The organism is Micromonospora sp. NBC_00389 (assembly GCF_036059255.1).
In the GTDB taxonomy this organism is placed as follows: Bacteria; Actinomycetota; Actinomycetes; order Mycobacteriales; family Micromonosporaceae; genus Micromonospora.
Map to the genome: position 1 here is coordinate 7,508,134 of NZ_CP107947.1, position 25,707 is coordinate 7,533,840.

The following is a 25,707-nucleotide window of genomic DNA, read 5'->3' on the forward strand; positions in this document are numbered from 1 at the left end:
GTCCGGCGGGTAGGTTCCGCCGGAGACCTTCATCGCCGGTACGCGACGACGCGGCCGGCCCGGCCCGCCCGGAGTAGCTTCAGTGACATCACCCCGCACCACCACCCTGAGCCTGGTCGACACCGACCCGGCGGAACTCGCCGTCGACGCGATCGTGATCGGCGTGCACAGCCAGACCGGAGAGCAGGACGCCACCAGCGGCCGCACCGGCACCCTGCTGCTCGCCAGCGGCGCGGAGAGCATCGCCGCCGCGTTCGACGGCAAGCTGACCGAGACCCTGGCGCTGCTCGGCGCGACCGGTGGCCCGGGCGAGGTGATCAAGCTGGCCACGCTGGGCACGATCACCGCCCCGGTGGTCGCCGCGGTCGGGCTCGGCCCGGAGCCCTCGGGTGCCGCCCCGGCCCCGGAGACGCTGCGCCGGGCGACCGGCGCGGCGATCCGAGCTCTGGCCGGCGCACCGAAGGTGGCCCTGGCCATGCCGCTGCCGGACGACGCCGACGCGCCGGCCGCCCTGCGCGCGGTCGCGGAGGGCGCGCTGCTCGGCGGGTACCGGTTCGCCGGCTACAAGACCCGGCCGCAGCCGGCCCGGCGGGAGCCGGTGGCCGAGGTGCTGGTCGCGGTGCCGGACGCCGGTGACGAGGGCGCCCAGGCCGAGATCAGCCGGGCGCAGGTGGTGGCCGGCGCGGTCCGGCTCAGCCGGGACTGGGTGAACACCGCGCCGAACGAGCTGCGCCCGCCGTCGTTCGCCGACGCCGTGGCCGACGCCGCCCGTGCCGCGGGCCTCGGCGTTGAGGTGCTGGACGAGGCGGCGCTGGTCGCTGGCGGGTACGGCGGCATCGTCGCGGTCGGGCAGGGTTCGGAGGCTCCGCCGCGGCTGGTGAAGCTGACCTACACCCCGCAGGGTGGCGGCAACGGCAAGCGGGTCGCGCTGGTCGGCAAGGGGATCACGTTCGACACCGGCGGCATCTCGATCAAGCCGGCGCAGGGCATGTGGGAGATGAAGTCCGACATGGCGGGCGCCGCCGCGGTGGGCGCCGCCATGCTGGCGATCGCCGGGCTCAAGCCGGCGGTGGCGGTCAGCGCCTACCTGCCGATGGCGGAGAACATGCCGTCGGGCACCAGCTACCGGCCGGGCGACGTGATCAGCATGTACAGCGGCAAGAAGGTGGAGGTGCTCAACACCGACGCCGAGGGCCGGATGATCCTGGCCGACGCGATCGCCCGCGCCTGCGAGGACGGCACCGACTACCTGTTCGAGACCTCCACCCTGACCGGCGGCCAGGTCATCGCGCTCGGCAAGCGGATGGCCGGCGTGATGGGCACCCCCGAGCTGTGCGAGCGGGTCCGGACGGTCGGCGACGCGGTCGGCGAGCCGGCCTGGCCGATGCCGCTGCCGGACGACGTGCGCAAGGGCATGGACTCCGACGTGGCGGACATCTCGCAGGTCAACGCCGGGATGGACCGGGCCGGTCACATGCTGCAGGGCGGCGTGTTCCTGCGCGAGTTCGTGACCGACGACGTGGCGTGGGCGCACATCGACATCGCCGGGCCGGGCTACCACTCCGGCGAGCCGACCGGCTACTGGACCAAGGGCGGCACCGGCGTGCCGGTCCGCACCCTGGTGCAGCTGGTCGAGGACGTCGCCGTCAACGGCTGACCGTCAGAAGACCGACGACCGGGGCGCCCCCACACGGGGGCGCCCCGGTCGCGTTCAGTACCGCTCGGGGCGGCGCTTGCGGCGCTCGTTGAAGTCGCGCATGCGCTGCGGGTAGCCCATCAGCCGGACGTCGTACACCGGGATGCCCATCCGGTACGCGAAGCGCCGGGCGCCGTCCGGGCCGTCGACGCGTCGGCGGGTCCACTCCCCGTCGTCGGCGATCAGGATGACCGTGGTCTCGGTCACCGTCGTCCGCGGCTCGATGAACGCCTCGACGCCGCGCCGGCTCCGGACAAAGTTCTCCAGATGGTCGAGGTCGCCACGATCGGCCGCGCGGTCGTGGCTCGACACACGCGCCTGTTTACGGCGGCGGAACAATCCCACCGGACCTCTCCCCCACGTTTGTCATCGATAACGGTGCCAAGGGTACGTGTCACCGACGTGTCGTTGGGCACCTCGGTACGCACCCTGTGCCCAGTGGTGACAAGATGACCGAGGTGGGGTGTGTCCCTGTTACACCTCTGTGACCCCCGATGCAGTGACGCGACCTGGGAGTTGGACGTGAGCGAGCCGAACGACGCAACCTTCGACATCGTCATCCTCGGAGGTGGCAGCGGCGGCTACGCGACCGCCCTGCGTGCCGTCCAACTGGGCCTGACGGTCGCCCTGGTCGAGAAGGGCAAGCTCGGCGGCACCTGCCTGCACAACGGCTGCATTCCGACCAAGGCGCTGCTGCACGCGGCGGAGATCGCCGACCAGACCCGCGAGTCGGAGCAGTTCGGTGTGAAGGCCGAGCTGGTCGGGATCGACATGGCCGGGGTCAACGCGTACAAGGACGGGGTGGTCTCCCGCCTGTACAAGGGCCTGCAGGGCATGCTCAAGGGCAACAAGTCGATCACCATCGTCGAGGGGCGCGGCACGCTGGTCGCGCCGAACACCGTCGAGGTGGACGGCAAGCGCTACACCGGCCGCAACGTGGTGCTGGCCTCCGGCTCGTACGCCAAGAGCCTGCCCGGCCTGGAGGTCGACGGCGAGCGGATCCTGACCAGTGACCACGCCCTGGTTCTGGACCGGATCCCCGCCTCCGCGATCGTGCTCGGTGGCGGTGTGATCGGCGTCGAGTTCGCCAGCGTGTGGAAGTCCTTCGGGGTGGACGTGACGATCGTCGAGGCGCTGCCCCGCCTGGTGGCCGCCGAGGACGAGGAGTCGTCGAAGGCGCTGGAGCGGGCGTTCCGCAAGCGGAAGATCAACTTCAAGGTCGGCAAGCCGTTCGAGAAGGTCGAGAAGACCGAGAACGGCGTCAAGCTGACCATCCAGGGCGGCGAGACCGTCGAGGCCGAGCTGCTGCTCGTCGCCGTCGGTCGCGGCCCGAACACCGCCAACCTCGGGTACGAGGAGCAGGGCGTCAAGATGGACCGCGGCTACGTGCTGACCGACGAGCGGCTGCGCACCAGCGTGCCGAACGTCTACGCGGTCGGCGACATCGTGCCCGGCCTCCAGCTCGCGCACCGCGGCTTCCAGCAGGGCATCTTCGTCGCCGAGGAGATCGCCGGCCAGACCCCGGCCGTGATCGACGAGGTCGGCATCCCGCGGGTCACCTACTCCGACCCGGAGCTGGCGTCGGTCGGCCTGACCGAGGCGAAGGCCAAGGAGCAGTACGGCGCCGACAAGGTGAAGACGTACAACTACAACCTGGGTGGCAACGGCAAGAGCCAGATCCTCAAGACCGCCGGCTTCGTGAAGCTGGTCCGGGTGGACGACGGCCCGGTGGTCGGCGTGCACATGGTCGGCGCCCGGGTGGGTGAGCTGGTCGGCGAGGCGCAGCTCATCTACAACTGGGAGGCCTACCCGGCCGAGGTCGCCCAGCTCGTGCACGCCCACCCGACCCAGAACGAGGCCCTGGGCGAGGCGCACCTGGCCCTCGCCGGCAAGCCGCTGCACGCGCACGCCTGACCACGACAACCCGCGGCGTCCGGCGACGGGCGAAGATCCCACCAGGGGAATGAAGGAGTCTCAGAAAATGCCGGTATCGGTCACCATGCCCCGGCTCGGCGAGAGCGTCACCGAGGGCACCGTCACTCGCTGGCTCAAGCAGGAGGGCGACACGGTCGAGGTCGACGAGCCCCTGCTCGAGGTCTCGACCGACAAGGTCGACACCGAGATCCCGTCGCCTGCGGCGGGCGTGCTGAGCCGCATCGTGGTCGGCGAGGACGAGACCGCCGAGGTTGGCAGCGAGCTGGCCGTCATCGCCGGTGAGGGCGAGTCGGCGGGTGGCGGCGAGGCCGCCCCGCAGGAGCAGCAGCAGGCCCCGGCCGAGTCGGTCGAGCCGGCCGCCGAGCCGACGGCCGCCGCCGAGGGCACCACCGCCGAGGTGGCCCAGGACGAGGCGCCGGCTCCGGCCGCCGCGCGTTCGGGCGAGGGCACCGCGGTGAAGATGCCGGCCCTGGGCGAGAGCGTCACCGAGGGTACGGTCACCCGCTGGCTCAAGCAGGTCGGCGACACCATCGAGGTGGACGAGCCGCTGCTGGAGGTCTCCACCGACAAGGTGGACACGGAGATCCCGTCGCCGGTCGCCGGCACGGTGCTGGAGATCAAAGTCCCCGAGGACGAGACCGCGGCGGTCGGCGCCGACCTGGCGATCATCGGCGTTGCCGGTGCGGCCCCCGCGCCGGCGAAGCCGGAGCCGAAGCCCGAGCCGCAGGCGGAGGCCAAGCCGGCGCCCAAGGCCGAGCCGAAGGTCGAGGAGCCGACCCCCGGCACGTCGTACAACGAGCCGGCCGCGGCGGCCGAGACCTCGGCGCAGCCGGCGAAGGCCGAGCAGGCCGCGCAGCCGTCCGCGCCGACCCCGACGCCGCAGCGCCCGTCCGCTCCGGCGCAGGGTGGCGGCGAGGAGGCCGCCGGTTACGTCACTCCGCTGGTGCGCAAGCTGGCCAGCGAGCACGGCGTCGACCTGTCCTCGCTCAACGGCACCGGCGTGGGTGGTCGGATCCGCAAGCAGGACGTGCTGGAGGCGGCCGAGAAGGCGAAGGCGGCCAAGGCCGCTCCCGCCGCGCCGCAGCCGGCCGCCGCCGCCGCGGCCCCGGCCAAGCCGGTCGCGAAGCCGCAGCCGAGCGGCAAGCGGGGCACCACGGAGAAGCTCACCCGGATCCGTAAGGCCATCGCCACGCGGATGCAGGAGTCGCTGCACGAGATGGCGCAGCTCACCACGGTGATCGAGGTGGACGTCACCCGGATCGCCAAGCTGCGGACGCAGGCGAAGGACTCCTTCCAGCAGCGGCACGGCGTGAAGCTGTCCTTCCTGCCGTTCTTCGCTCTCGCCGCCGTCGAGGCGCTGCAGACGTACCCGATCGTCAACGCCCGGATGGACCTGGCGGGCGGCACGATCACCTACCCGGAGGCGGAGCACCTCGGCATCGCCGTGGACACCGAGCGGGGTCTGCTGGTGCCGGTCATCCACAACGCCGGCGACCTCAACCTGGGCGGCATCGCCAAGCGGGTCGCGGACCTGGCCGAGCGGACCCGGACCAACAAGATCAGCCCGGACGAGATCGCCGGGGCGACCTTCACGCTGACCAACACGGGCAGCCGGGGCGCTCTCTTCGACACCCCGATCGTGCCGTCGCCGCAGTCGGCGATGCTCGGCACCGGTGCCGTGGTTAAGCGGCCGGTCGTGGTCAACGACCCGGATCTGGGCGAGGTCGTGGCGGTCCGGTCGATGGTCTACCTGGCCCTGTCCTACGACCACCGGCTGATCGACGGCGCCGACGCGGCCCGCTTCCTGGCCGCGGTCAAGGAGCGGCTGGAGGCCGGCAACTTCGAGTCGGAGCTGGGCCTGGCCTGATTCCGAGCCAACCGAAAGGGCGCCCCGGTCGTCGACCGGGGCGCCCTTTCGTCGTTCGTGGTGGGCAAGACGCCGGCCGGGTCGGAACCGGGCCGGTGCCGGAGGGCTCAGCCCTTGAGCAGCTGGGTCGAGACCTCCCAGAGCCGCTCGGCGGCCTCCGGGTCCAGCGCGTACTCCGCGACGCCGCGACGATCGCCGGGCTTGGCCGGGCCGGCCTCCTGGCTGTCCTCGAAGTACCGCCCGCCGACCCCGTCGAGCAGCGGCGACGCGGCGACCAGCACCGAGGTAGCGGCACCCTGCTCGGGGGTCTTCCAGGCCGCCGCGTTGCCCGCGCGCAACCGGTCGAGTTCCTCGTCGCTGACGTAGCGCTGGAGGTTGGTCCGGATCGCCCCGGGCATCAGCGAGTTGGCCACGATGCCGTCGTCGGCCCAGCGCCGGGTCGCCTCGACGGCGAAGAGCACGTTGGCCGTCTTGGACTGCCCGTACGCCTGCCACGGCTCGTACGCCCGGCGGTCGTACTGGATGTCCTCGAAGACCACCGGCGAGCGCAGGTGCGCGGCGGAGCTGACCGAGACGATCCGGGCCCCGTCGGCGGCGGCCAGCGCCGGGCGCAGTCCGGTGGCGAGCGCGAAGTGCCCCAGGTGGTTGGTGGCGAACTGCATCTCCCAGCCCTGGGGGGTCCGGCTCAGCGGCGCGGCCATGATGCCGGCGTTGTCGACCAGGATGTGCACCGGGCCGTCCCAGTTGGCCACGAAGTCGGCGACCGAGTCCTGGTCGGCGAGGTCGAGCGGGGCGACCAGGATCCGGTCGTTGCCGGTCGTGGCGGTGATGTCGTCGGCGACGCGCTGCCCGGCGTCGGTGTTGCGGACGGCCAGGGTGACCTGCGCGCCGGCGCTGGCCAGCGCGCGGGCGGTCTCCACGCCGATGCCCGACGACCCGCCGGTGACGATCGCCCGCCGCCCGCCGAGGTCCACGCCCTGGATCACGTCCATGGCGGTGGAGTCATGGGTGAACGGTGTGGTGATCGGGGTGCTCGTCGTCATGATCCATCCTTGTCCGGGTGGGGCGGACCGACCGGCCCGCCACTACGATGGAAGCGGAGGATCCTCCGCTACGGTCGAGACTAACCGGAGTTTCCTCCGGATACCACTGCGGGGTGCACCCGTCGGCCCTACCAGCCAAGGAGGAGACGTGCCGGAGACCGGCCCCCGCCCGCTACGGGCAGACGCGTTGCGCAACCGGGAGCGGCTGCTGGAGGCCGCGGTCCAGGCGTTTTCCCGCCCCGGGCCGGAGGTAACGCTCGACGCCATCGCCCGGGAGGCCGGGGTGGGCATCGGCACCCTCTACCGCCACTTCCCCACCCGCGAGGCGCTGGTCGAGGCGGCGTACCGCAACGAGCTCGGCAAGCTCTGCGAGGCCGCGCCTGAACTGCTCGACCGGTTGCCGCCGGATCGGGCGCTACGCGACTGGATGTCCCGGTTCATCGACTACCTCGCCACCAAGCGCGGGATGGCCGACGCCCTGCGCCTGGTGATCGCCGCCGGCGCCAACCCGTACGCGCAGAGCCGGGACCGGCTGCTGGAGGCGCTGGGCCGGCTGCTGGCCGCAGGCGTCGCGGCTGGCAGCGTCCGGGCGGACGTGGAAACCGGCGACGTGCTGGTAAGCCTGAGCGGGATCTCCCTGGCCGCCGGTGAGCGTGCCCAGGCCGACCGGCTGCTCGACCTACTGATGGACGGCTTGCGGCACCGACGAGCGGGCTGACCCGTTCCGGCCTCCGCCCAGGCTGGACGCTGCCAGAGTGGGTTCGTGGGTGGCTTCCGGCGGCGTGGGCAACTGGGGCCGGCCGTCCCGATCGCCCCCGGCGCACGGGTGGACAAGTTCGAGGTCTTCTTCGACCTGGTCTTCGTCTTCTCGTTCTTCATCATCACCCGCGCGACCGCCGCGAACATCTCCGGCCGGCAACTGCTGCACGCCGGCCTGGTCCTCGCCGTGCTCTGGTGGATCTGGGTGGTGCACAGCCTGGTCGCCACCCGGGTCCGGCTCGGCGAGGGCTACGTCCCGGTGCTCATGGTGATCGCGATGGTCGCCCTGTTCGCGTTCGCGCTGGGGCTGCCGCAGGCGTTCAGCGACCCGAAGGGAAGCGCCTCCGGCCCGATGCTGGTGGCCATCAGCTACGTCGTGGTCCGGGCCGTTCACATGATCCTGTATCAGCATGTGGTGCGGGACAGCCCGCAGGAGCGGCGGCAACTGCGGCGGTTCGCCCCGGAGCTTGCGGTGAGCATCGTGCTGCTGCTGGCCGCCGCGCTCATCCCGCCGCAGATCACCGACCCCGACCGGGCCGCCATGGTTCGCGACGGGCTGTGGATCGCTGTGGTGGTGGTGCAGTACGCCACCGGCTTCATCGTCGGCACCTGGGGCTGGGGGGTGACCAGCGCCGAGCACTGGACAGAGCGCTACGACCTCATCCTGATCATCGCTCTGGGCGAATCGGTGATCTCCACAGGGGTGGGCGGCAACCTGCTCGGCAAGCCGGTCACCTGGCCGGCGGTGGCGGCCGCCGCGCTCGGCATCGTGGTCACCGCTGCCCTCTGGTGGGCGCACTTCGACTTCATCGGGCCAGCCGCCCGGATCGCCCTGCACGCGGCGGAGGGTGGCCCCCGGGTGGCGATGGCCCGCGACGCGTACGCGTACCTCTACCTGCCGATGATCGCCGGTGTGATCCTCTTCTCCATCGGCAACGAGCAGGTCCTGCACAAGATCACTGACTCGGCCGGCGGGATCGCCGAAAAGGTCGAGGGACCGGCGGTGCCGATGCTCTTCGGCGGGTTGATCTGCTACTTCGCCACCAACATCCTGTTCCAGCTCCGCACCCTGCACACCGTCAGCTGGACCCGCGTCGGCGTCATCGTGGTGTTCACGGTGGCCCTCCCGATCGGTCAGCACCTGCCGGCGCTGGGTGCGCTCACCCTCGCGACCGTGATCTGTGTCGGACTGGTGGCCGTGGAGGTGATGGTGATGGCCAGCTCCCGGCACGCGCTGCGGGCCGTCGTCTTCCAGGAGCGGACCACCCACGAGGCCAACGAGGCCGCCTGGCGGGCCCGCTGGCACGACCTCAGGGAGCCGGACGACCCCACCACGCCCTGACCCCTCGGGATAGGATCCGGCCCAGCGTCGCGGTGCACCCGGCACGAAGGCCGCCGTGGGCATGGAGGCGCGGGGACAGCATGGGACAAACGTGCACCCAACCAGTTCACCGGCCGGCCGGCTCGCCGCCGTCGGCAATCAGATGATCGAGATCCACCTCTGGCTCAGCGCGGAGCTGGCCCGCCTCCGGGCGAGCCTCGACCCCGCCTCCCCCGGCGAGGTCCGCCCATCGCGGGACCTGCGGGCCCACTGCCTCACCTTCTGCGCCGCCCTCGGCCGGCACCACACCGGGGAGGACGCCGGCGCCTTCCGGCTGCTGGCCGACCAGGTCCCCGAGCTACGCCCCGTCATCGCCAACCTGATCACCGACCACGAGGTGGTGGCCGGGATCCTGGAGCGGGTCGAGGACCTGCTGGGCGATGTTACGGCGACGCCGGCGGCCCAACTGCGCGGCGAGCTGGACGGGCTGGCCGCGCTACTGGAGTCGCACTTCCGGTACGAGGAGAAGAGGCTGGTCAACGCGCTGAACGCGCTCACCGGCCAACCCGGGACGGCCGAGGAACTCCTCGGCCTGACCGCGCCGCAACCCGCCGACTGACGGCTGTTCGCCGCCCGAGCCGCCTACGAGCCGGGGCGGGCGGCTGCCGACGGCTGCCCCGTCTCCGGCCCCGGGCCGGGCAGCCGCTCGTAGAAGCGGATCTTCTCCCGGAGGTGGTCGTACTGGCGCTGGAGCAGGCGCATCTGGTCCTCGACCCGCACCGCGTGCCGTTCCAGCAGCGCCCGCCGCTCGTCGGTGGTGTGCTCACCCTCCCGGGCCAGCTGCGCGTAGCGGCACATCTGGGCGATCGGCATCCCGGTGTCGCGCAGGCAGCGGAACAGCACCAACCAGCTCAGGTCGTCGTCGGTGAAGACCCGCCGGCCGCCCGCCGTCCGGCCCACGTCGGCGAGCAGGCCGATCTTCTCGTAGTACCGCAGGGTGTCCAGGCTGAAGCCGCTGCGGCGGGCAGCCTCCGCGGGGGCGTAACCACTCATGTCCCGAGAGGGTAGTGCTTGACCTGGAGTGCACTCCAGGTTGGAGGCTGGTCCGCATGACGACGACACGGACGCTGGGACGCAGCGGCATCGAGGTGAGCGCGATCGGGATGGGGTGCTGGGCGATCGGCGGCCCGCTCTGGGGTGACGACGGGCAGCCGTTCGGCTGGGGCGAGGTGGACGATGACGAGTCGATCCGCACCATCCACCGCGCGCTCGACCTCGGGGTGACCCTGTTCGACACGGCCAGCAACTACGGCGCCGGGCACAGCGAGCGAATCCTCGGCCGGGCTCTGGCCGGGCGGCGGGACAGTGCGGTGATCGCCACCAAGTTCGGCAACGTCAGCGACGAGGCCACCCGGCGGGCGCTCGGCACCGACGCCAGCCCCGCCTTCGCGGTACGCAGCCTGGAGGACTCGCTGCGCCGGCTCGGCACCGACCACGTCGACCTCTACCAACTGCACATCAACGAGCTGCCGGTGCCCGCCGCGCTCGACCTGGTCGGCACCCTGGAGGACCTGGTCGGCCAGGGCAAGATCCGGGCGTACGGGTGGAGCACCGACGACCCGGCCTCGGCGGAGGCTTTCGCGGCGGCGGGCGCACACTGCGCCGCCATCCAGCACGACGAGTCGGTGCTGCGGGACAACGCAGCGGTGCTGGCGGTCTGCGACAGCTACGACCTGGCCAGCCTCAACCGTGGGCCGCTGGCGATGGGGCTGCTCACCGGGTCGACCCGGGCGGTCGGCGGGGACGACGTGCGCGGCCGGGCACCGGAGTGGCTGGAGTGGTTCACCGACGGACGCCCGACGCCGCGCTGGGCGGCCCGGGTCGAACAGGTCCGGGCGGCGCTCACCGCCGACGGGCGCACCCTGGCCCAGGGGGCGCTCGGCTGGCTGCTGGCGCGCAGCCCGCGCACCGTGCCGATCCCCGGCCTGCGCACGGTGGCCCAGGCCGAGGAGAACCTGGCCACCCTGGCGCTCGGCCCGCTGAGCGCCGAGGCGTACGCCGAGGTGGAGCGACTGCTCGCCGACCTGCGTCCGGCCCACGCGGCCTGACCACCGGGTCCACGCCCCGGGCGCCGTCAGCGGAAGTCGTCCGCGTGTTCGGCGGCCCACTGCCGGAACGTGCGCCCGGGGCGTCCGGTCACCTGCTCGACGTCCGGGGCGACCCAGCCGTTGCCGTCGGGATACCGCCCCATCTCCAGGAACCACTCGATCACCTCGGCGGGGTAGTCATCCTTCCAGTGCTCCCGGGCCTGCTCCGGGGTCAGCTCGTCGAACCGCACCGGACGGCCGATCGCCTCGCCGATCATCCGGACCGCGTCCCGGCGGCGGACCGGCTCCGGCCCGGTCGGCTGGTACACCCGGCCGGCGTGGCCATCGTCGGTGAGCGCGGCCAGGATGACCGCGGCGATGTCCGCCTCGTGGACCAACGCGCTGTTCCAGTCCCCGAACGGCGCCCGCACCACCCCCTCGGTCCGGATGCCGGCCGCCCAGTCCCGGGTGTTCGCCATGAACTCGCCGGGGAAGACGTGCGTCCACTCCAGGCCAGAGTTCTCGACGGCCCGGTGCAGGGGCCGGTGGGGTGCCTCGATCGGGTCGTCGTCCGCCCGGCTCGGATCGTTGTGACCGAGGTGGGTGACCCGGCGGACGCCGGCCTGCCGGGCCAGCTCCAGGATCTCCGCACCGGTGGTCAGCGGCCCGTACCCGTCCATCGCGACCAGGTGCATGCGCGTCACGCCGCGCAGCGCCGGGGCCAGCGTGTGCGGCCTGGCGAAGTCACCCGCCACCACCTCCACCCGGCGGGGCAGGGCGGCGGCCGCCGGCGAGGCGGGGTCACGCGTCAGAGCGCGTACCTCGTGGCCGGCGGCCACCAGTTGCCGGACCAGGCTGCCTCCGACGGTCCCGGTCGCTCCGGTCACCAGGATCGGCATGGTTCCTCCTCACGGGTTGCCCGACGGCGGGCATGGTGCGCCAACCCCGCCATTCGGGGGTGCACTCGGATGGCTCATGGTCAGTCAGATCGACGCCGGAAGCAATCGCGAACATTGCATTCACGTTCGCTCTGACCTGCGGAAACACGCCGACCGCCGAATGCGCGCGACAGCCTTTTTCGGCGCCTGGAACGCCCGTTGACCTGCGTTTTCCACGCCGCCCGTTGGATCCGCGCAGATTTCTTCGCCGGGTCGCTCCGCAGCCGGTGACGTCGGCCGCCCGACGCATCCACCGACGGCGTTCTGGGCGAAGATGAGGGCATGCGGATCCTTCTGGCCGGCGCGTCCGGCTTCCTCGGCACCCGGCTGGTCGACCGGCTCTCGGCCGACGGTCACCAGGTCACCCGGCTGGTTCGCCGGCCGGCGCGCGACCCGCGGGAGCGGCGGTGGGATCCGGCCGCCGGGCAGCTCGACCCGGCGACCGTCGCCGAGTCGGACGCGGTGGTCAACCTGGCCGGCGCGGGGGTCGGCGACAAGCGCTGGAACGACGACTACCGGCGGTTGATCCGTACCAGCCGGGTGGACAGCACCAGCACCCTGGCGACCACCATCGCCGGGCTGCCGGCCGCCGACCGGCCGCGGGTGCTGTTGAACTCCTCGGCGGTGGGCTGGTACGGCAACACCGGCGACCGGGTCGTCGAGGAGGACGCCCCGGCCGGTGAGGGCTTCCTCGCCGACGTCTGCCGGGTGTGGGAGGCCGCGACCCGGCCGGCGGAGGACGCCGGGGTACGGGTGGTGCGGCTGCGCACCGGCCTGCCGCTGCACCGCGACGGTGGGCTGCTCAAGCCGCAGCTGCTGCCGTTCAAGCTGGGCATCGCCGGCCGCCTGGGCAGCGGCCGGCAGTGGCTGCCGTGGATCTCGATGGCCGACTGGCTGGACGCGATCCGCTTCCTGCTGGACCGCGCCGACATCGCCGGCCCGGTGAACGTGGTGGGGCCGAACCCGGTCACCAACGCCGAGTTCACCCGGGAGTTGGCCCGACAACTGCACCGGCCGGCGATCATCCCGATCCCCGCGCTGGCACTCAAGGTGGTCCTCGGCGGCTTCGCCCACGAGGCCCTCACCAGCACCCGCGTCCTACCCGCCGTGCTCACCCGGGCCGGCTACCCGTACCACCACCCAGACCTCCGCACCGCCCTGCACGCCGCCCTCACCGAGTAACCCCACCGCCGTCGATCATGAAGTTATTGCCAGCCACCTCGGCGTGTCGTGGCAACAACTTCATGATCGAGGGGAGTCAGCGCCCGGGGGCGGGGTGGGGGGATTAGCAGCCTATTACCCAGTGGTTGGGGGCGGTCTGCTTGAGGGCGCTGGTGTAGAAGGTGTTGTAGAGGCCCATTCGCTGGTTGGAGCCGTTCGCGTAGGCGTAGCCGCCGGAGTGGTACGCGCGGCCGGCGGCCACGTGCGCGTAGTTGCTGGCGGTCACGCAGGTCGGGGGCGTGGTGGGGGTCGGCGTGGGGGTTGGGGTGGCCGTCGGGGTGGGGGTGGGGGTCGGGGTGGTTCCGCCGCCGTTCAGGCCGAAGAAGAGCGCGTCGCGGTACGTCGAGCAGATGGTGTCCAGGAAGTACGCGGCGGCGGTGCCGCACTGATCGGCGCCGGAGCCCGGGTCGACCGGGGTGCCGTGACCCATTCCGGAAACCCGATAGAGCCGCACGTCGTCGTTGCCGTACACCTCCAGGCTGGTGCCGGCGGGCAGCGATGACGTGCTGCTCGGGGTCTGCGAGACGCCCCGCACGTTGGTCCACTGGTCGCGCGACTCGGTGCCGTTGAGCGGGGCGACCGTCGTGTCCGAGGTGCCGTGCCAGACGGCCACCCTCGGCCGCTGGCCGGTGTAGCCGGAGTACGCGCCGCGGACCAGGTCGCCCCAGGCCGCCGGGCTCTTGTCCGCGCCCGGGTTCATGCAGCTGAACGCGTTGACCATGCTGCTGGCGCAGCGGTACGGAATGCCCGCGATGATCGATCCGGCGGCGAAGACGTCCGGATACGTGGCGAGCATGACCGAGCTCATCGCCGCACCCGCGGACAGGCCGCTGACGAAGACCCGGGCACCGTCCACCCCGAAGTTCGCCTTCGCGTGGTCGACCATCTGCTTGATCGACAGCGCCTCACCCTGACCCCGGGCGGTGTCCCCCGGCTCGAACCAGTTGAAGCAGCTGTTGGCGTTGTTGCCGGACTTCTGCTCCGCCACGATCAGCGCGAACCCCCACTGGTCGGCGTACTTGCGCCAGCCGGAGTTGGTGAAGTAGCCGGACGCGTTCTGGGTGCAGCCGTGCAACAGCACCACGGCGGGCGGGTTGGCCGGCAGGTTGTCCGGCCGGTACGCGTACATGGCCAGGTTGCCGGGGTTGGAACCGAAGCTGGCAACCGCGGTGAGGGTGGCAGCCTGGGCAGGCGCGGCGAGGGCGACGACGCCGGCGGCGGCGAGGACGAGCCCGGCGACCACACCGGTCAGCCGGGTGAGGAGGGATGAGGAGCGGCGCACGGCGGCCTCCCGGGGCGAAATGTGAACTGGGTCACGGTCGAATTGCCGAGACGTTACGTCGATGTGTCGCCGCTATGACATGGGGCACACTCACACATTCACCGACGTCAAGATGTGCTCCCGGTTCGGCCGTCCCGCGACGCGATGTGTGCCCGAAGGTTCCGTGTCTGACCGGCCGGTCCAGGTCCGGTTGGTAACGTCCGCTGCGTGCCGTCCTCCCCGTCGCTGGCCACCGGGCCCGCACCCGCGTCACCGCCGCACACCGTGCGGGACCGCCGGGCCGACCTGATCGTCGTGCTGGTGGCGCTCGCGCTCGCCGTCTGGGTGACCAGTGGGCTGTGGCGGGACCCGAACCTGCGCACCATCACCGTCAACTCCAGCGACCAGGCACTCTTCGAGTGGCTGTTGGCCTTCGGCGGGCACGCGGTCACCCACGGGGACAACCCGCTCTTCACGTACCTGATCAACGTCCCGGACGGGGTCAACCTCGCGGTCAACACCTCGATCACGGTGTACGCGGTGGTCTTCGCCCCGCTCACGTACCTGATCGGGCCGCCGGCGACGTTCCTGGTGATCCTCACCCTGAACCTGCTCGCCACCGCACTGGCCTGGTACTGGCTGCTCTCCCGGCACCTGGTCCGCAGCCGGCTGGCCGCCGGGATCGGCGGCCTGTTCATCGCCTACTCCCCCGGCATGGTCTCGCACGCCAACGCCCACCTGAACTGGACCGCGGGCTGGCTGGTGCCGCTGCTGATCTGGCGGCTGTTCGCGCTGCGCCGGCCCGGGCACTGGCTCCGGGACGGGGTGATCCTCGGCGTCCTGGTCGCGGTGGCCTTCTCGATCGCCGCCGAGGGCCTGTTCTTCACCGCGCTCGCGCTCGGAGTGTTCGTCGCCGTCTGGGCGGCACACCCGGCCCACCGGGCCGAGGCGCGGGCCGTGCTGCCCACCTTCCTGCGCGGGCTCGGGGTGACCGCGGTGGTGGCCGCCGCGCTGCTGTCGTACCCGCTGTGTCTGCACTTCGCCGGACCGCAGCGGTTCCACGGCACCGGCTTCGACCCCGTGACCCACTCCGAGGACATCGCCGCGTTCGCAGCCTTCCCGCGCCGCTCGCTGGCCGGTGAGGCCGGGCTGGGCACCTCGCTGGCACCGAACCCGACCGAGGAGAACTCGTTCTTCGGCATTCCGCTGCTGGTGCTCACCGTGGTCTGCTTCGTCGCGCTCTGGCGGCGGGCCGACGCTGGCCGCCGGGCCACCCTCTGGGCTCTGGGCGCCACCGCGTTGATCTTCACGGTGCTCTCCTTCGGGCCGGTGGCGAAGATCGACGGGCGGCGCACCGACCTGCCGATGCCGTTCGACCTGCTCGGGCAGTTGCCGGTGGTGAACGCCGCGCTGCCCGCCCGGCTGGCCCTGGTGGTCGCGCCGGTGATCGGGGTGCTGCTGGCGTACACCATCGACCAGTTGCGCGCCGCGCCGCCCCGGCACCGCTCCACGGAGTTGGCCTGGTCGCTCGGGTTCGCGGTGGCCCTGCTGCCGCTCCTGCCCACCCCGCTGCTGACCCACGAGCGGGAGCCCATCCCCCGGTTCATCACGGCCGGGACCTGGCGGGAGTACGTCTCCCCGGGCGGGGTGCTCACCCCGGTGCCGCTGACCGTGGACATCTACCCGGACGGTCAGCGCTGGCAGGCGTACGCGCTGTCGCACCGGCAGGGTGAGTTCGCCATCCCGGGCGGCTTCTTCCTCGGCCCCGGCGGCCCGGACGGACGCGGCCGGATCGGGCCGGTGCCGCGCACCCTGAGCGCGCTGATGGACCAGGCGGGCCGCACCGGAACGGTGCCGATCGTCACCGACGGCACCATCCGGGAGGTCCGCTCCGACCTGCGGCACTGGCGGATCGAGACGGTGGTGCTCGCCGACCGGGTGCACGGCGCGAAGTTCGACGTTGACGAGGAGGCGGTCCGGCGTACCGCCACCGCTCTGTTCGGTGAACCGCAACGGGTCGACGACGTCTGGGTCTGGCGCGTTCCGCCGGCCTGACCGGCCGTGGTGAGGCGGCTCACCAGGGATCGGAGCCGGTGGCCGGACTAGGCTCGGTGGCGTGACAACGACGACCTCCGGCCTGACGGCCGTCCGCGCCGGCCTGCTCGAGTACCAGGCCGCCTGGGACGAGCAGCGCCGCCTGCACGAGTCGGTGGTGGCCGGCGAACGCGGCGACACCGTGCTGCTGCTGGAGCACCCGAGCGTCTACACCGCGGGCAAGCGCACCGAGCCGTGGGACCGGCCGGCGGACGGCACCCCGGTCGTCGACGTGGACCGCGGCGGCAAGATCACCTGGCACGGGCCGGGGCAGCTCGTCGGCTACCCGATCCTCCGACTGCCCGACCCGGTGGACGTGGTCGCCTACGTGCGCCGCACCGAGAAACTGCTGATCGACGTGTGCGCCGAGTTCGGGCTGGCCGCCGGCCAGGTCGAGGGCCGCAGCGGTGTCTGGGTGCCCGAGGACGACCGGGGGCCGGCCCGCAAGGTGGCCGCCATCGGCATCCGGGTCGCCCGGGGCGTCACACTGCACGGCTTCTCGATCAACTGCGACTGCGACCTGACGTCCTTCGACCGGATCGTGCCGTGCGGCATCCGGGACGCCGGCGTCACCTCGCTCACCGCCGAGTTGGGCCGCCCGATCACCGTCGCCGACGTGCTCCCGGTCGTCGAGCGCCGACTGTCCACCCTGATCGAGGTGTAGCACCCGGCCGGCGGTGCGGTGCCGTCGGCTCGATCCGCCCGAATGACGACCCAGGGGCCCCTGTTCCGCCGAAGGCGTTGACAGGGGCCCCTGTTTGTCACGGGGTCAGCCGGTGCAGGTCGCGCGGGAACGCGGTGACCTCCCGGACGTTGGCCGCGCCGACCAGGCGGGCCACGAAGCGCTCCAGGCCGATGGCGAAGCCGCCGTGCGGCGGCATGCCGTGCTGGAACGCGTCCAGATACCCGGCGTACGGCTCGACCGGCTCGCCCCGGGCCGCCAACGCCGCCAGGTAGTCGGCGTGCCGGTGCAGCCGCTGCCCGCCGGTGACCAGCTCCAGGCCACGAAAGAGCAGGTCAAAGCCGTTGGAGTACGCCGGCCGGCCCGGGTCCGGATGGGTGTAGAACGGCCGCTTCGCCATCGGGTAGCCGGTGACGAAGAGAAACTCCGACCCGTGCTCGCGGCGGGCCCACTCCCCCAGCGCCCGCTCGTGGGCGGGCGCGAGGTCCGGCTCGTCGTCGGGTGCGCCGGCGATCTGCAACGCGTCGGTGAAGTGCACCGCCGGGATCTCCGCCGGCACGGCCGGCGCCTCGACGCCGAGCGTCTCCAACGCACCCGCGGCCCGCTCGCGCACCGCGCCCAGCATCCCGGCCAGGACGTCGCACAACACGCGCATCACGTCCCGGTGGTCGGCCACGAAGCCCAGCTCCGCGTCGAGCGAGGTGTACTGCGCGAGGTGCCGGACAGTGTCGTGCGGCTCGGCCCGGAACACCGGCCCCACCTCGTAGACCCGTTCGAAGACGCCGACCATCAGCTGCTTGTAGAACTGCGGCGACTGGGCCAGGTACGCGGGCCGGCCGAACCAGTCCAGCGCGAACACGTTCACGCCGCTCTCGGTCGACGAGCTGACCACCTTCGGAGTGTGGATCTCCACGAAGTCCCGGGCGTCGAGCGCGGCCCGGAACCCGGCCACCGCGGCCGCCGAGACGCGCAGCGCGGCCGACCGGGTGGGGTGCCGCAGCGCGGTCGGCGCGTGGTCGAGCTGGGTGGGCAGGCTCGCGGTGAGCGCCGGCCGGTACAGGTCGAACGGTGGCGGCACGGCGGGCGGGCCGAGCGGGCGTACCGTCGGGTCGGTCAGCTCGACCCCGGCGGACGTCGTAGCCGCCCCGGCTGTGGGCGCGGCGTGACTGTCCCGCGCGACCACCGTGGCAATGACCTCGACGACCGTCTCCTCGGTGAGTTTCTCCAGGTCGGCGCGGACGGCCGGGTCGGTGATGACGACCTGGGCCAGGCCGGCGGCGTCCCGCACGATCAGGAAGGCCACCGACTTCAGCAGCCGGCGGCGGTGTACCCAGCCGGCGATCCGCACAGTCGTGCCGAGGTGGAGGTGCAGGTGGTGGGAAAGGACGCGTTGCATGGTGGGCTGCTCCTCGGTCAATCGCGACGCCTTCGCCACCTCCCGGGCGGCGAAGCGTCGCATCAGCCCCACGGAGGTGTGGGCGAGCGGGAACCTCGCGGTGCCACCACACCTTCGCCCCCGCCGGAGCGGGAGCCTCGTTCGTCGCCTGATGACCGGGGCCAGCCGGGCGGGCTCTACTGGGCACGGGGGCGACCCGCAACCGTTCTTCCCGCAGCTCGGGAGGGTCTTCACGCACCGGCGCCAGACCGCCTCTCAGCACCGGCGGCTCTCTGCACTGGCGGGTCGGGGCGCTACTCGGCTCCGTCGTCGCTGTTGGCGGTGACCGTAGCACCCGACGTCCGTCGGTGTGACGCCCATTTTCGGCAGGGCGGTGTCCGGCGTCACAACATCTGCGGCGTGATGCCGGTCGCCTGACGCACATAGACGACGGCCGTCGGGCGTAGGCTCGTTTTCGTGACGATCGAGCACTCCGCGCCGACGACCGGCCAGGCAGCGCGCACCGCAACGGCCGCCCCCGAGGGGCGTCGCCTGCTGCGGATCGAGGCGCGCAACGCCGAGACGCCGATCGAGCGCAAACCGCCATGGATCAAGGTCAAGGCCAAGATGGGGCCGGAGTACACCCAACTGCGCGGGCTCGTCTCGCGCGAAGGGCTGCACACCGTCTGCCAGGAGGCTGGCTGCCCCAACATCTACGAGTGCTGGGAAGACCGCGAAGCCACCTTCCTCATCGGTGGCGACCAGTGCACCCGGCGCTGTGACTTCTGCCAGATCGACACCGGAAAGCCGGCCGAGTTCGACGCCGACGAGCCCCGCCGGGTCGCCGAGTCGGTGGTCTCGATGGGGCTGCGCTACGCCACCATCACCGGCGTCGCCCGGGACGACCTGCCCGACGGCGGCGCCTGGCTGTACGCCGAGACCGTCCGGCAGATCCACGCCCTCCAGGCCGGCTGCGGCGTCGAGCTGCTGATCCCGGACTTCAACGCCGTCCCCGAGCAGCTGGCCGAGGTCTTCGGCTCCCGCCCGGAGGTGCTGGCGCACAACGTGGAGACCGTGCCGCGGATCTTCAAGCGGATCCGGCCGGCGTTCCGCTACGATCGCTCGCTGGACGTGATCCGGCAGGCCCGCGCCGACGGCCTGGTCACCAAGAGCAACCTGATCCTGGGCATGGGCGAGGAGCGGGCCGAGGTCTCCCAGGCGCTCCGCGACCTGCACGAGGCCGGCTGCGAGCTGATCACCATCACCCAGTACCTGCGGCCCTCCCCCCGGCACCACCCGGTGACCCGCTGGGTCAAGCCGGAGGAGTTCGTGGAGCTGCGCGAGGAGGCCGAGGAGATCGGCTTCGCCGGGGTGATGAGCGGGCCGCTGGTGCGCTCGTCGTACCGGGCCGGCCGGCTCTACCGGCAGGCGCTCGACGCCCGCGCCGCCACCCCGGTCGCCACCGCCGGCTGAGCCGCACCACCGGCACTCCGACTTCCACCGCCCGGCTGAGCCGCGCCCGACCCGCCGGGCGCGGCACGCCGCGCGAGCGGTCGGTGCCATGATCGTGCGATGACCGTCGGGGTACGCCAGCAGCCGCATGGGGCGGGCAACCCGCGCCTCCGGCCCGGCGCACGCCCCGGACTGGTCGGCTGGCTCACCGGGCTGGCCCTGCTCGCCGGGGTGGGCTACCGGCTCTGGTTGCTGGGCCACGCCGCGCCACCGACGAACAGCGACGAGGCCACCATGGGGTTGGCCGCGCTGCACATCGCCCGGGGCGAGAACTTCCCGGTCTGGTTCTATGGCCAGCAGTACATGGGCACGCTGGAGGCGTACCTGGCCGCGCCGGTGTTCGCTCTGGCCGGCGGGCCGTCGCTGCTCGGCCTGCGGCTGCCCACGCTGGTGCTGTACGCGGTGTTCCTGCTGCTTGCCTGGCGGTTGACGGTGCGGCTGACCGGGGACCGCTGGTTCGGGCTGCTCGTGGTGGCGCTGCTCGCCCTCGGCTCCGACCGGGTCGTCAAGAACCAACTGATCGCCGGCGGCGGCTATCCCGAGATGAACGCCGCCGGGGTGGCGCTCGCCCTGCTCGCCCTGGACCTGGCCACCGGCCGGCCGGGGCGGCGGCTGGTCCGCTGGGCGGCGTGGGGGCTCCTGTCCGGCCTGATGCTCTGGGTCGACCCGCTGGTGCTGCCGTACATCCTGGCCACCGGGGCGGTGCTGATCGGGTTCTGCCGCCGGGAACTGCGCGGGGCGGCCGGGGCGCTGCTCGGGGCGGCCGCCGCGCTGGGGGCGGCCCCGCTGCTGGTGCACAGCCTGCTGACCGGCCGGAACCCGCTGCACGCGGTACTCGCCGCCGGCGGGGCGAACGCCACCGCGGGCTGGGCGGACCGGCTGCACGGCGGGCTGCTGCTCGGCCCGCCGCTGGGCATGGGCTTCTGCGCCCCCGGGCAGTGCGCCACCTGGCAGCTCTGGTGGGCGCTCGCACTGCCGGTGCTGCTGGCCGTCGCCGCCGGGACCGTCTGGCGAACGATGCGCCGGTCGTCCACCGCCCCGGCTGACCCGTCGCCCCGGGTCACGGCGGCGATGCGGCTGGCTCTCGCGCTGGCCGCGGTGGCCACCCTCGTCGCGTACACCGCGAGCAGCGCCGCCGGGCTCACCCCGGTGGAGAGTTCCCGCTACCTGTCCTGCCTGCTCATCTCCCTGCCGGCGCTGCTCTGGCCACTGTGGATGGCGGCCCGGCACCGAGCCGGGTGGACCGTCGTCCGGCCGGTCGCGCTGGTCGTGCTCGCTGCCACGTTGGGCACCACCGCCCACGCCACGTGGCAGGCGACGCAGACCGCCCCGGCGATCCGGGCCGCCGAGGCCCGGCACGCCGAGCTGGTGACCACCCTGCGGCAGCTCGGCGTACGGCACGTACGCGCCGGCTACTGGACCTGCAACCGGCTCACCTTCGCCAGTGGGGAGGACGTGATCTGCGCGGTCGTCGACGACACGCTGCGCCCCGGCTTCGACCGCTACCCCGCGTACCGGCGGGAGGTGGAGCGCGCGGCGGCACCGGCCTGGGTCGCGCCGGCCGACTCACCGCTGGCGACCCGGCTCGACGAGCGGCTGCGCGCCGCCCCGGGCAGCCTGGACCTGGTCACCCTGGACGGCTGGCGGATCTACCTGCCGCACGCCTGAGGGTGGCCGAGCCGCCCCGGCTCGCTCGTCAGCGGGGTGCCGAGCTGCCGCGGCTCGCTCGTCAGCGGGGTACGGCGGGCTCGGTGAGCAGGCCAAGGCGGTGCGCCAGGGCGGCGGCCTCCACCCGGTTGGTCACGCCCAGCTTGGCGATGATCCGGGACACGTGCACGCTGGCCGTCTTCGGCGAGATGAACAGCCGCTCGGCGATCCGGCTGTTGCTGTGCCCCTCGGCGACCAGGAGCAGCACCTCCCGTTCCCGAGCGGTCAGCAGATCGGTGCCGGGGCCGCCCTGGCCCGCTCCGCGCAGGCCGACCCGGCGGGCCAGCGTGGCGGCCGTATCGGCCAGCGGCGTCGCGCCCAGTCGCCGGGCGATCTCGGCGGCCTCGGTGACCGCCGCCGCCACCTCGTCCCGCTCTCCGGCCGAGGCGGCCGCCTCGGCCAGCGCCAGCAGTGCCCGGCCCAGCGGGTACGGCTGCCCGTCGGCGCGCCACGCGTCCACCGCCGCACGCCACGCCGGCAGCGCCTGATCACCGGCCGCGAGCAGCGCGGTGACCTGGGCGGCATGCGCCCGCGCGCCCGGATGCAGCGCGGGCAGATCGGCCGCGAGCGCCGCGACGGCGGCGGCCAGCTCCCGGTCGCCCACCCGGGCGGCGGTACGAGCGACGGCGCTGAGCACCGGCCAGCCCTCGCGGGGCAGCTGCGGCAGGCTCCCATCGGCCAGCGCGACGCGGGCCGCCCGGACCGCCTCGACCTTGTCGTCGGCGGCCAGCGCCGACTCGATCGCCAGCTCGTGCAGGGGCAGCCGATGGTTCGGCCACAGGTAGGGCCGGCCGAGGAAGGCCAGCGCCCGGTCGACCAGCTCGTCGGCGGCCGGGTGGGCCCGGGCCAGCCGCAGCCCGGCGCCCAACTGGAGCCAGTGCAGCCCGGTGACGCCGGACAGGTCGATCCGGGCTGCCTCCGCGCACACCGCCTCGGCCTCGTCCCACCGGCCCAGCGCGATCAGCGCCTCGGCCCGGTTGGACAACAGGTACGCCCCGGTGGAGCGGCTGATTCCCACTCGCCGCGCCTCGGCCACGCCGGCTTCGGCCGCCTGCGCGGACTCGGCGTAGCGACCCAGCTCGCAGAGCAGGTCCGACCGGTACACCATTGCGAGCACCAGGGTTGGCGCGTCACCGGACGCACGGGCGGCGGCCTCGGCCCGGCTCAGCTCGGCCAGCCCTCGCTCCAGGTCCCGCTCGCCGTGGCACAGCAGGGCGATCCGCGTGGGCAGCAGGGCCACGTCCTCGCCGAGCGCCTCAGCGTCCGTGGCGGCCTCGGCGGCCACCCGGGCGGCCTGCTGAGGGTCGATCTTGACCAGGTGGGCGGCGATGTCGGCGAGCAGTTGCACCCGCTCCACACCGGCCGGGCCGCCCGCCGCCAGCCGGTACGCCTCACCCAGCTCGCTGCTGCCGTCGCTCTTGCCGAGCAGGGCCAGCAGTCGACCCCGCTGGTCCTGCAGGCGGGCGGCGCGCAGCGGCGCGGCGTCGGCGTCCACCTCGGCCAGGCCGGCCCGGGTCAGGGTGATCGCACGGCTGAAGTCGCCCGCCGTGACGGCGGCGCCCAGGGTCTGCTCCAGCAGCGCCAGGTGGTCCATGCCGAGCCGGTCGGCGGCGTCGGGCACCAGCTCCCACAGCTCCAGCGCCCGTTCCAGCAGCCGGCGCTGCTCGGCGTAGGCGTACCGGTCGGCGGCGGCGCAGGCCGCGGCCAAGGCGGCGACCAGGGCTCGCGGATGGTCGTGCGCGGCGTACCAGTGGTGGGCGATCTCGGCCGGTGCCCGGCCCTCGGCGACCAGGTGCGGCTGGGCCACGATCGCGGCGGCGAAGCGGGCGTGCAGCCGGGCGTGCTCGCCGGGCAGCAGCTCGTCGTGCACGGCTTCGCGGACCAGCGCGTGTCGGAACTCGTAGTCGCCGTCCGGGTCGGCCACCACCAGCTGGGCGGCGACGGCGGCGCGCAGCGCGTCCTCCAGCTCCGCCTCGGGCAGCGCGGCGACCTCGGCGATCAGGTGGTGGGCGAAGCGGCTGCCGCCGGCCGCGGCGATCCGCAACACCCGCTGGGCCGGCTCGGGCAGCCGGTCCACCCGGGCCAGCAGCAGATCGCGCAGCGTCTCGGGGAGCGCGGCGCAGCCGAGCGGGTCGCCGGCGACGGCCAGCTCCTCGATGAAGAAGGGATTGCCCTGGGTACGGTCGTGAATGTCGTCGACGGCGCGGGCGGTCGGCTCGGCGCCGAGCAGGTCCGCGAGGATCGCGGCGGTGCCGTCGCGGTCCAACCGGCCCAGCTCGACCCGCTCGACGCCGCGGGCGCGGTCCAGCTCGGCCAGGAACGGGCGCAACGGATGCCCACGCTGCAACTCGTCGGTGCGGTAGGTGCCGACCAGCAGCAGCCGGCCCGGCCGGGCGGCCCGGACCAGAAAGCCGATCAGGTCCCGGGTGGAGCGGTCCGCCCAGTGCAGGTCCTCGATCACCAGCACCAGCGGCCGGGCGTCGGCGAGCCGCTGGAACAGCTCGGCGACCAGGTCGAACAGGTATCCGCGCGGGGCGTCGGTGAGCGGCGCGGCGGCCGGCACGGCCAGCGCCGCCGGCACCCGACCCAGCTCCGGCAGCAGCCGGGCGAACTCCGCCTCGTAGCCGGCGAAGACCTCGGCGCCGTCGGCGCGCAGCACCGCGCGCAGGGCGGCGGCGAACGGGGCGAACGGCAGGCCGGCCTCGCCCAACTCCAGGCACTGGCCGACCAGCACCCGGGCTCCGGTGTCGGTGGCCCCGCCCGCGAACTCCTCCAGCAGCCGGGTCTTGCCCACGCCCGCCTCGCCACCGACCAGCACTGTGCTCGGCTCCCCGGTGCGGGCGCGGGCCAGCGCGCCGCGCAGCGCGGCAATCTCGCGCTGGCGGCCGACGAGGACGGAGCTGGCGGCACGTACGGTCACGGGAACGAGCATGCCATGGCGGCCCACGCCGCCGGCCCCGCCGATCGGCCGGTGACCGAGTGGCGGGGCCGGCGACGGGACGGGCGCGGCGGCTGGGGCGGGCGCCGTCACCGGTGGTCGTCACCGGTGCGGCGGACCTGGCGCCGGCCTAGCCAGCTGCGGCCGGCCGGGCGTGACACCGAGCGGGCGAGTCGTTCCGCCGCCGCCTCGGCGCGCAGCTCAGCGGCGTGGGTACGGTGCAGGGAGAGCAGAAATTCTGCGTCGTTGCCGAACATGTCGGGCTCCTTCGTGGCGTCGTCATCTTTCTGCTGATGACTCTTCGCGCGAAGGCCCCACCCGGGCATGGGCACACCGCCTGATCTTCCCCGGTGCCACCCTCCTTACCCGCCCGCCAGAGACGCCTGAGGCGACGTAAGGTACTCAGCCGGCCGGCACCCGGACGCGGATCAACGGGGCCGACGGCGCCCACTAGACTCTCCGACATGGCAAAGCCCCAGGAGAAGGTCTCGTTCGGCCAGCGGCTGAAGCAGATCGGGATGGTGTTCAAGTTCACCGCCAAGCAGGACCGGTGGTTCGCCCCGCTGGTCGCCGCCGCGGTGCTCCTCCCGCTCGCCGTCACCGTGGTCGCGGTCATCCTCTGGAGCTGGATCTGGCTGCCGGTCGGCATCCTGTTCATCCTGCTCGCGGTGCTGATCGTGCTGAACCTGCGGTCCAACAAGGCGATGATGAACGCCGCCGAGGGCCAGCCCGGGGCGGCAGCGCAGATCATGGAGAACATGCGCGGCGACTGGCGGGTCACCCCGGCGGTCAGCTCCACCACCCAGATGGACATGGTCCACCTGGTGATCGGCCGGCCGGGCGTGATCCTGCTGGCCGAGGGCAACCCGCAGCGGGTGCGCGGCCTGCTCGGGCAGGAGAAGCGGCGGCTGTCCAAGGTGATCGGCTCCGCCCCGCTGCACGACTACGTGATCGGGCAGGACGAGGGCGAGCTGCCGATCCGCAAGCTGCGGACGACGCTGCTGCGGCTGCCCCGCGCGCTCTCCGGCAAGGACGTCAACTCGCTGGACAAGCGGCTGAAGGCGCTCACCGCCCGCCCGCAGATGCCCAAGGGCGCGATCCCGAAGAACATGCGGCCGCCGGGCAACTTCCGCCAGTCGCGGGGCCGCTGACCCCCCGCCGTACACCGAACGGAGCCGGACCTACAGGTCCGGCTCCTTTCCGTTACCCCACCGCGTCCCCGACCCTGGCCCCGCCCCTGGCCCCGGTGCGGGCGCCAAGATCGCGCTGGA

General features: G+C 73.1%; 21 protein-coding genes. 13 read left to right on the plus strand and 8 right to left on the minus strand.

Annotation, left to right across the window (positions count from 1 at the left end; genetic code table 11):
- The first annotated feature begins 82 nt into the window (after window positions 1–82).
- The gene (locus OG470_RS35410; RefSeq protein ID WP_328418979.1) at window positions 83–1,657 is read left to right on the plus strand and encodes a leucyl aminopeptidase; all 1,575 of its coding nucleotides are present in this window, start codon (window positions 83–85) and stop codon (window positions 1,655–1,657) included.
- A 54-nt stretch (window positions 1,658–1,711) separates the two neighbouring features.
- Here the strand turns inward: OG470_RS35410 and OG470_RS35415 are convergent, their stop codons facing one another.
- The gene (locus OG470_RS35415; RefSeq protein ID WP_328418980.1) at window positions 1,712–2,041 is read right to left on the minus strand and encodes a hypothetical protein; all 330 of its coding nucleotides are present in this window, start codon (window positions 2,039–2,041) and stop codon (window positions 1,712–1,714) included.
- Between the two features lie 177 nt (window positions 2,042–2,218).
- On the opposite strand from OG470_RS35415, the gene lpdA reads away from it, so the two are divergent.
- Window positions 2,219–3,610, plus strand: coding sequence for a dihydrolipoyl dehydrogenase (lpdA, locus tag OG470_RS35420; RefSeq protein ID WP_328418981.1), 1,392 nt, complete (start codon window positions 2,219–2,221; stop codon window positions 3,608–3,610).
- 67 nt (window positions 3,611–3,677) lie between these two features.
- Complete coding sequence (gene sucB / locus OG470_RS35425) at window positions 3,678–5,498, plus strand: 2-oxoglutarate dehydrogenase, E2 component, dihydrolipoamide succinyltransferase (protein ID WP_328418982.1); 1,821 nt, start codon at window positions 3,678–3,680, stop codon at window positions 5,496–5,498.
- Between the two features lie 107 nt (window positions 5,499–5,605).
- Here the strand turns inward: sucB and OG470_RS35430 are convergent, their stop codons facing one another.
- Complete coding sequence (locus tag OG470_RS35430; protein WP_328418983.1) at window positions 5,606–6,541, minus strand: SDR family NAD(P)-dependent oxidoreductase; 936 nt, start codon at window positions 6,539–6,541, stop codon at window positions 5,606–5,608.
- Window positions 6,542–6,689: 148 nt separating this feature from the next.
- Here OG470_RS35430 and OG470_RS35435 point away from each other — a divergent pair, with 148 nt between their 5' ends.
- The 3 genes from OG470_RS35435 to OG470_RS35445 all read left to right on the plus strand — a co-directional run bounded on the left by OG470_RS35435 (window position 6,690) and on the right by OG470_RS35445 (window position 9,240).
- Complete coding sequence (locus OG470_RS35435; RefSeq protein ID WP_328418984.1) at window positions 6,690–7,259, plus strand: TetR/AcrR family transcriptional regulator; 570 nt, start codon at window positions 6,690–6,692, stop codon at window positions 7,257–7,259.
- Between the two features lie 45 nt (window positions 7,260–7,304).
- Entirely contained in the window at window positions 7,305–8,642 is a 1,338-nt protein-coding gene (locus OG470_RS35440; protein WP_328418985.1) for a low temperature requirement protein A, read from the plus strand.
- 91 nt (window positions 8,643–8,733) lie between these two features.
- On the plus strand, window positions 8,734–9,240 hold the full coding sequence (locus tag OG470_RS35445; protein WP_328418986.1) for a hemerythrin domain-containing protein: 507 nt from the start codon (window positions 8,734–8,736) through the stop codon (window positions 9,238–9,240).
- Window positions 9,241–9,263: 23 nt separating this feature from the next.
- Here the strand turns inward: OG470_RS35445 and OG470_RS35450 are convergent, their stop codons facing one another.
- A complete protein-coding gene (locus tag OG470_RS35450) occupies window positions 9,264–9,674 on the minus strand; it encodes a MerR family transcriptional regulator (protein WP_328418987.1) in 411 nt (136 codons plus the stop codon).
- A 56-nt stretch (window positions 9,675–9,730) separates the two neighbouring features.
- On the opposite strand from OG470_RS35450, the gene OG470_RS35455 reads away from it, so the two are divergent.
- Window positions 9,731–10,729: an aldo/keto reductase gene (locus OG470_RS35455; protein ID WP_328418988.1), complete on the plus strand. Its 999-nt coding sequence runs from the start codon at window positions 9,731–9,733 to the stop codon at window positions 10,727–10,729.
- A gap of 26 nt (window positions 10,730–10,755) precedes the next feature.
- On the opposite strand, the gene OG470_RS35460 is transcribed toward OG470_RS35455, so the two are convergent.
- Complete coding sequence (locus OG470_RS35460; RefSeq protein ID WP_328418989.1) at window positions 10,756–11,607, minus strand: NmrA family NAD(P)-binding protein; 852 nt, start codon at window positions 11,605–11,607, stop codon at window positions 10,756–10,758.
- A 321-nt stretch (window positions 11,608–11,928) separates the two neighbouring features.
- Here OG470_RS35460 and OG470_RS35465 point away from each other — a divergent pair, with 321 nt between their 5' ends.
- Complete coding sequence (locus OG470_RS35465; protein WP_328418990.1) at window positions 11,929–12,828, plus strand: TIGR01777 family oxidoreductase; 900 nt, start codon at window positions 11,929–11,931, stop codon at window positions 12,826–12,828.
- Window positions 12,829–12,931: 103 nt separating this feature from the next.
- Here the strand turns inward: OG470_RS35465 and OG470_RS35470 are convergent, their stop codons facing one another.
- Complete coding sequence (locus tag OG470_RS35470) at window positions 12,932–14,149, minus strand: extracellular catalytic domain type 1 short-chain-length polyhydroxyalkanoate depolymerase (protein WP_328418991.1); 1,218 nt, start codon at window positions 14,147–14,149, stop codon at window positions 12,932–12,934.
- Between the two features lie 207 nt (window positions 14,150–14,356).
- Between OG470_RS35470 and OG470_RS35475 the strand changes: the two genes are divergently transcribed.
- Both OG470_RS35475 and lipB read left to right on the plus strand, forming a co-directional pair.
- Complete coding sequence (locus tag OG470_RS35475) at window positions 14,357–16,183, plus strand: DUF2079 domain-containing protein (RefSeq protein ID WP_328418992.1); 1,827 nt, start codon at window positions 14,357–14,359, stop codon at window positions 16,181–16,183.
- 61 nt (window positions 16,184–16,244) lie between these two features.
- Window positions 16,245–16,886 (plus strand): lipoyl(octanoyl) transferase LipB, encoded by a 642-nt coding sequence (lipB, locus tag OG470_RS35480; protein ID WP_328418993.1) that lies wholly within the window; start codon window positions 16,245–16,247, stop codon window positions 16,884–16,886.
- A 97-nt stretch (window positions 16,887–16,983) separates the two neighbouring features.
- Here lipB and aspS read toward each other — a convergent pair whose 3' ends face one another.
- Window positions 16,984–18,300 (minus strand): aspartate--tRNA(Asn) ligase, encoded by a 1,317-nt coding sequence (gene aspS, locus OG470_RS35485; RefSeq protein ID WP_328426813.1) that lies wholly within the window; start codon window positions 18,298–18,300, stop codon window positions 16,984–16,986.
- A gap of 456 nt (window positions 18,301–18,756) precedes the next feature.
- On the opposite strand from aspS, the gene lipA reads away from it, so the two are divergent.
- Window positions 18,757–19,752 carry a lipoyl synthase gene (lipA, locus tag OG470_RS35490; RefSeq protein WP_328418994.1) on the plus strand — a complete coding sequence of 332 codons (996 nt, stop codon included), beginning with the start codon at window positions 18,757–18,759 and terminating at the stop codon, window positions 19,750–19,752.
- A 99-nt stretch (window positions 19,753–19,851) separates the two neighbouring features.
- The gene (locus OG470_RS35495; protein WP_328418995.1) at window positions 19,852–21,459 is read left to right on the plus strand and encodes a hypothetical protein; all 1,608 of its coding nucleotides are present in this window, start codon (window positions 19,852–19,854) and stop codon (window positions 21,457–21,459) included.
- A gap of 61 nt (window positions 21,460–21,520) precedes the next feature.
- On the opposite strand, the gene OG470_RS35500 is transcribed toward OG470_RS35495, so the two are convergent.
- Window positions 21,521–24,418: a helix-turn-helix transcriptional regulator gene (locus tag OG470_RS35500; RefSeq protein WP_328418996.1), complete on the minus strand. Its 2,898-nt coding sequence runs from the start codon at window positions 24,416–24,418 to the stop codon at window positions 21,521–21,523.
- A 107-nt stretch (window positions 24,419–24,525) separates the two neighbouring features.
- A complete protein-coding gene (locus tag OG470_RS35505) occupies window positions 24,526–24,693 on the minus strand; it encodes a hypothetical protein (RefSeq protein ID WP_328418997.1) in 168 nt (55 codons plus the stop codon).
- A gap of 207 nt (window positions 24,694–24,900) precedes the next feature.
- Here OG470_RS35505 and OG470_RS35510 point away from each other — a divergent pair, with 207 nt between their 5' ends.
- Window positions 24,901–25,587, plus strand: a complete 687-nt coding sequence (locus OG470_RS35510; protein WP_328418998.1) for a DUF4191 domain-containing protein — start codon at window positions 24,901–24,903, stop codon at window positions 25,585–25,587.
- Window positions 25,588–25,707: the final 120 nt, after the last annotated feature.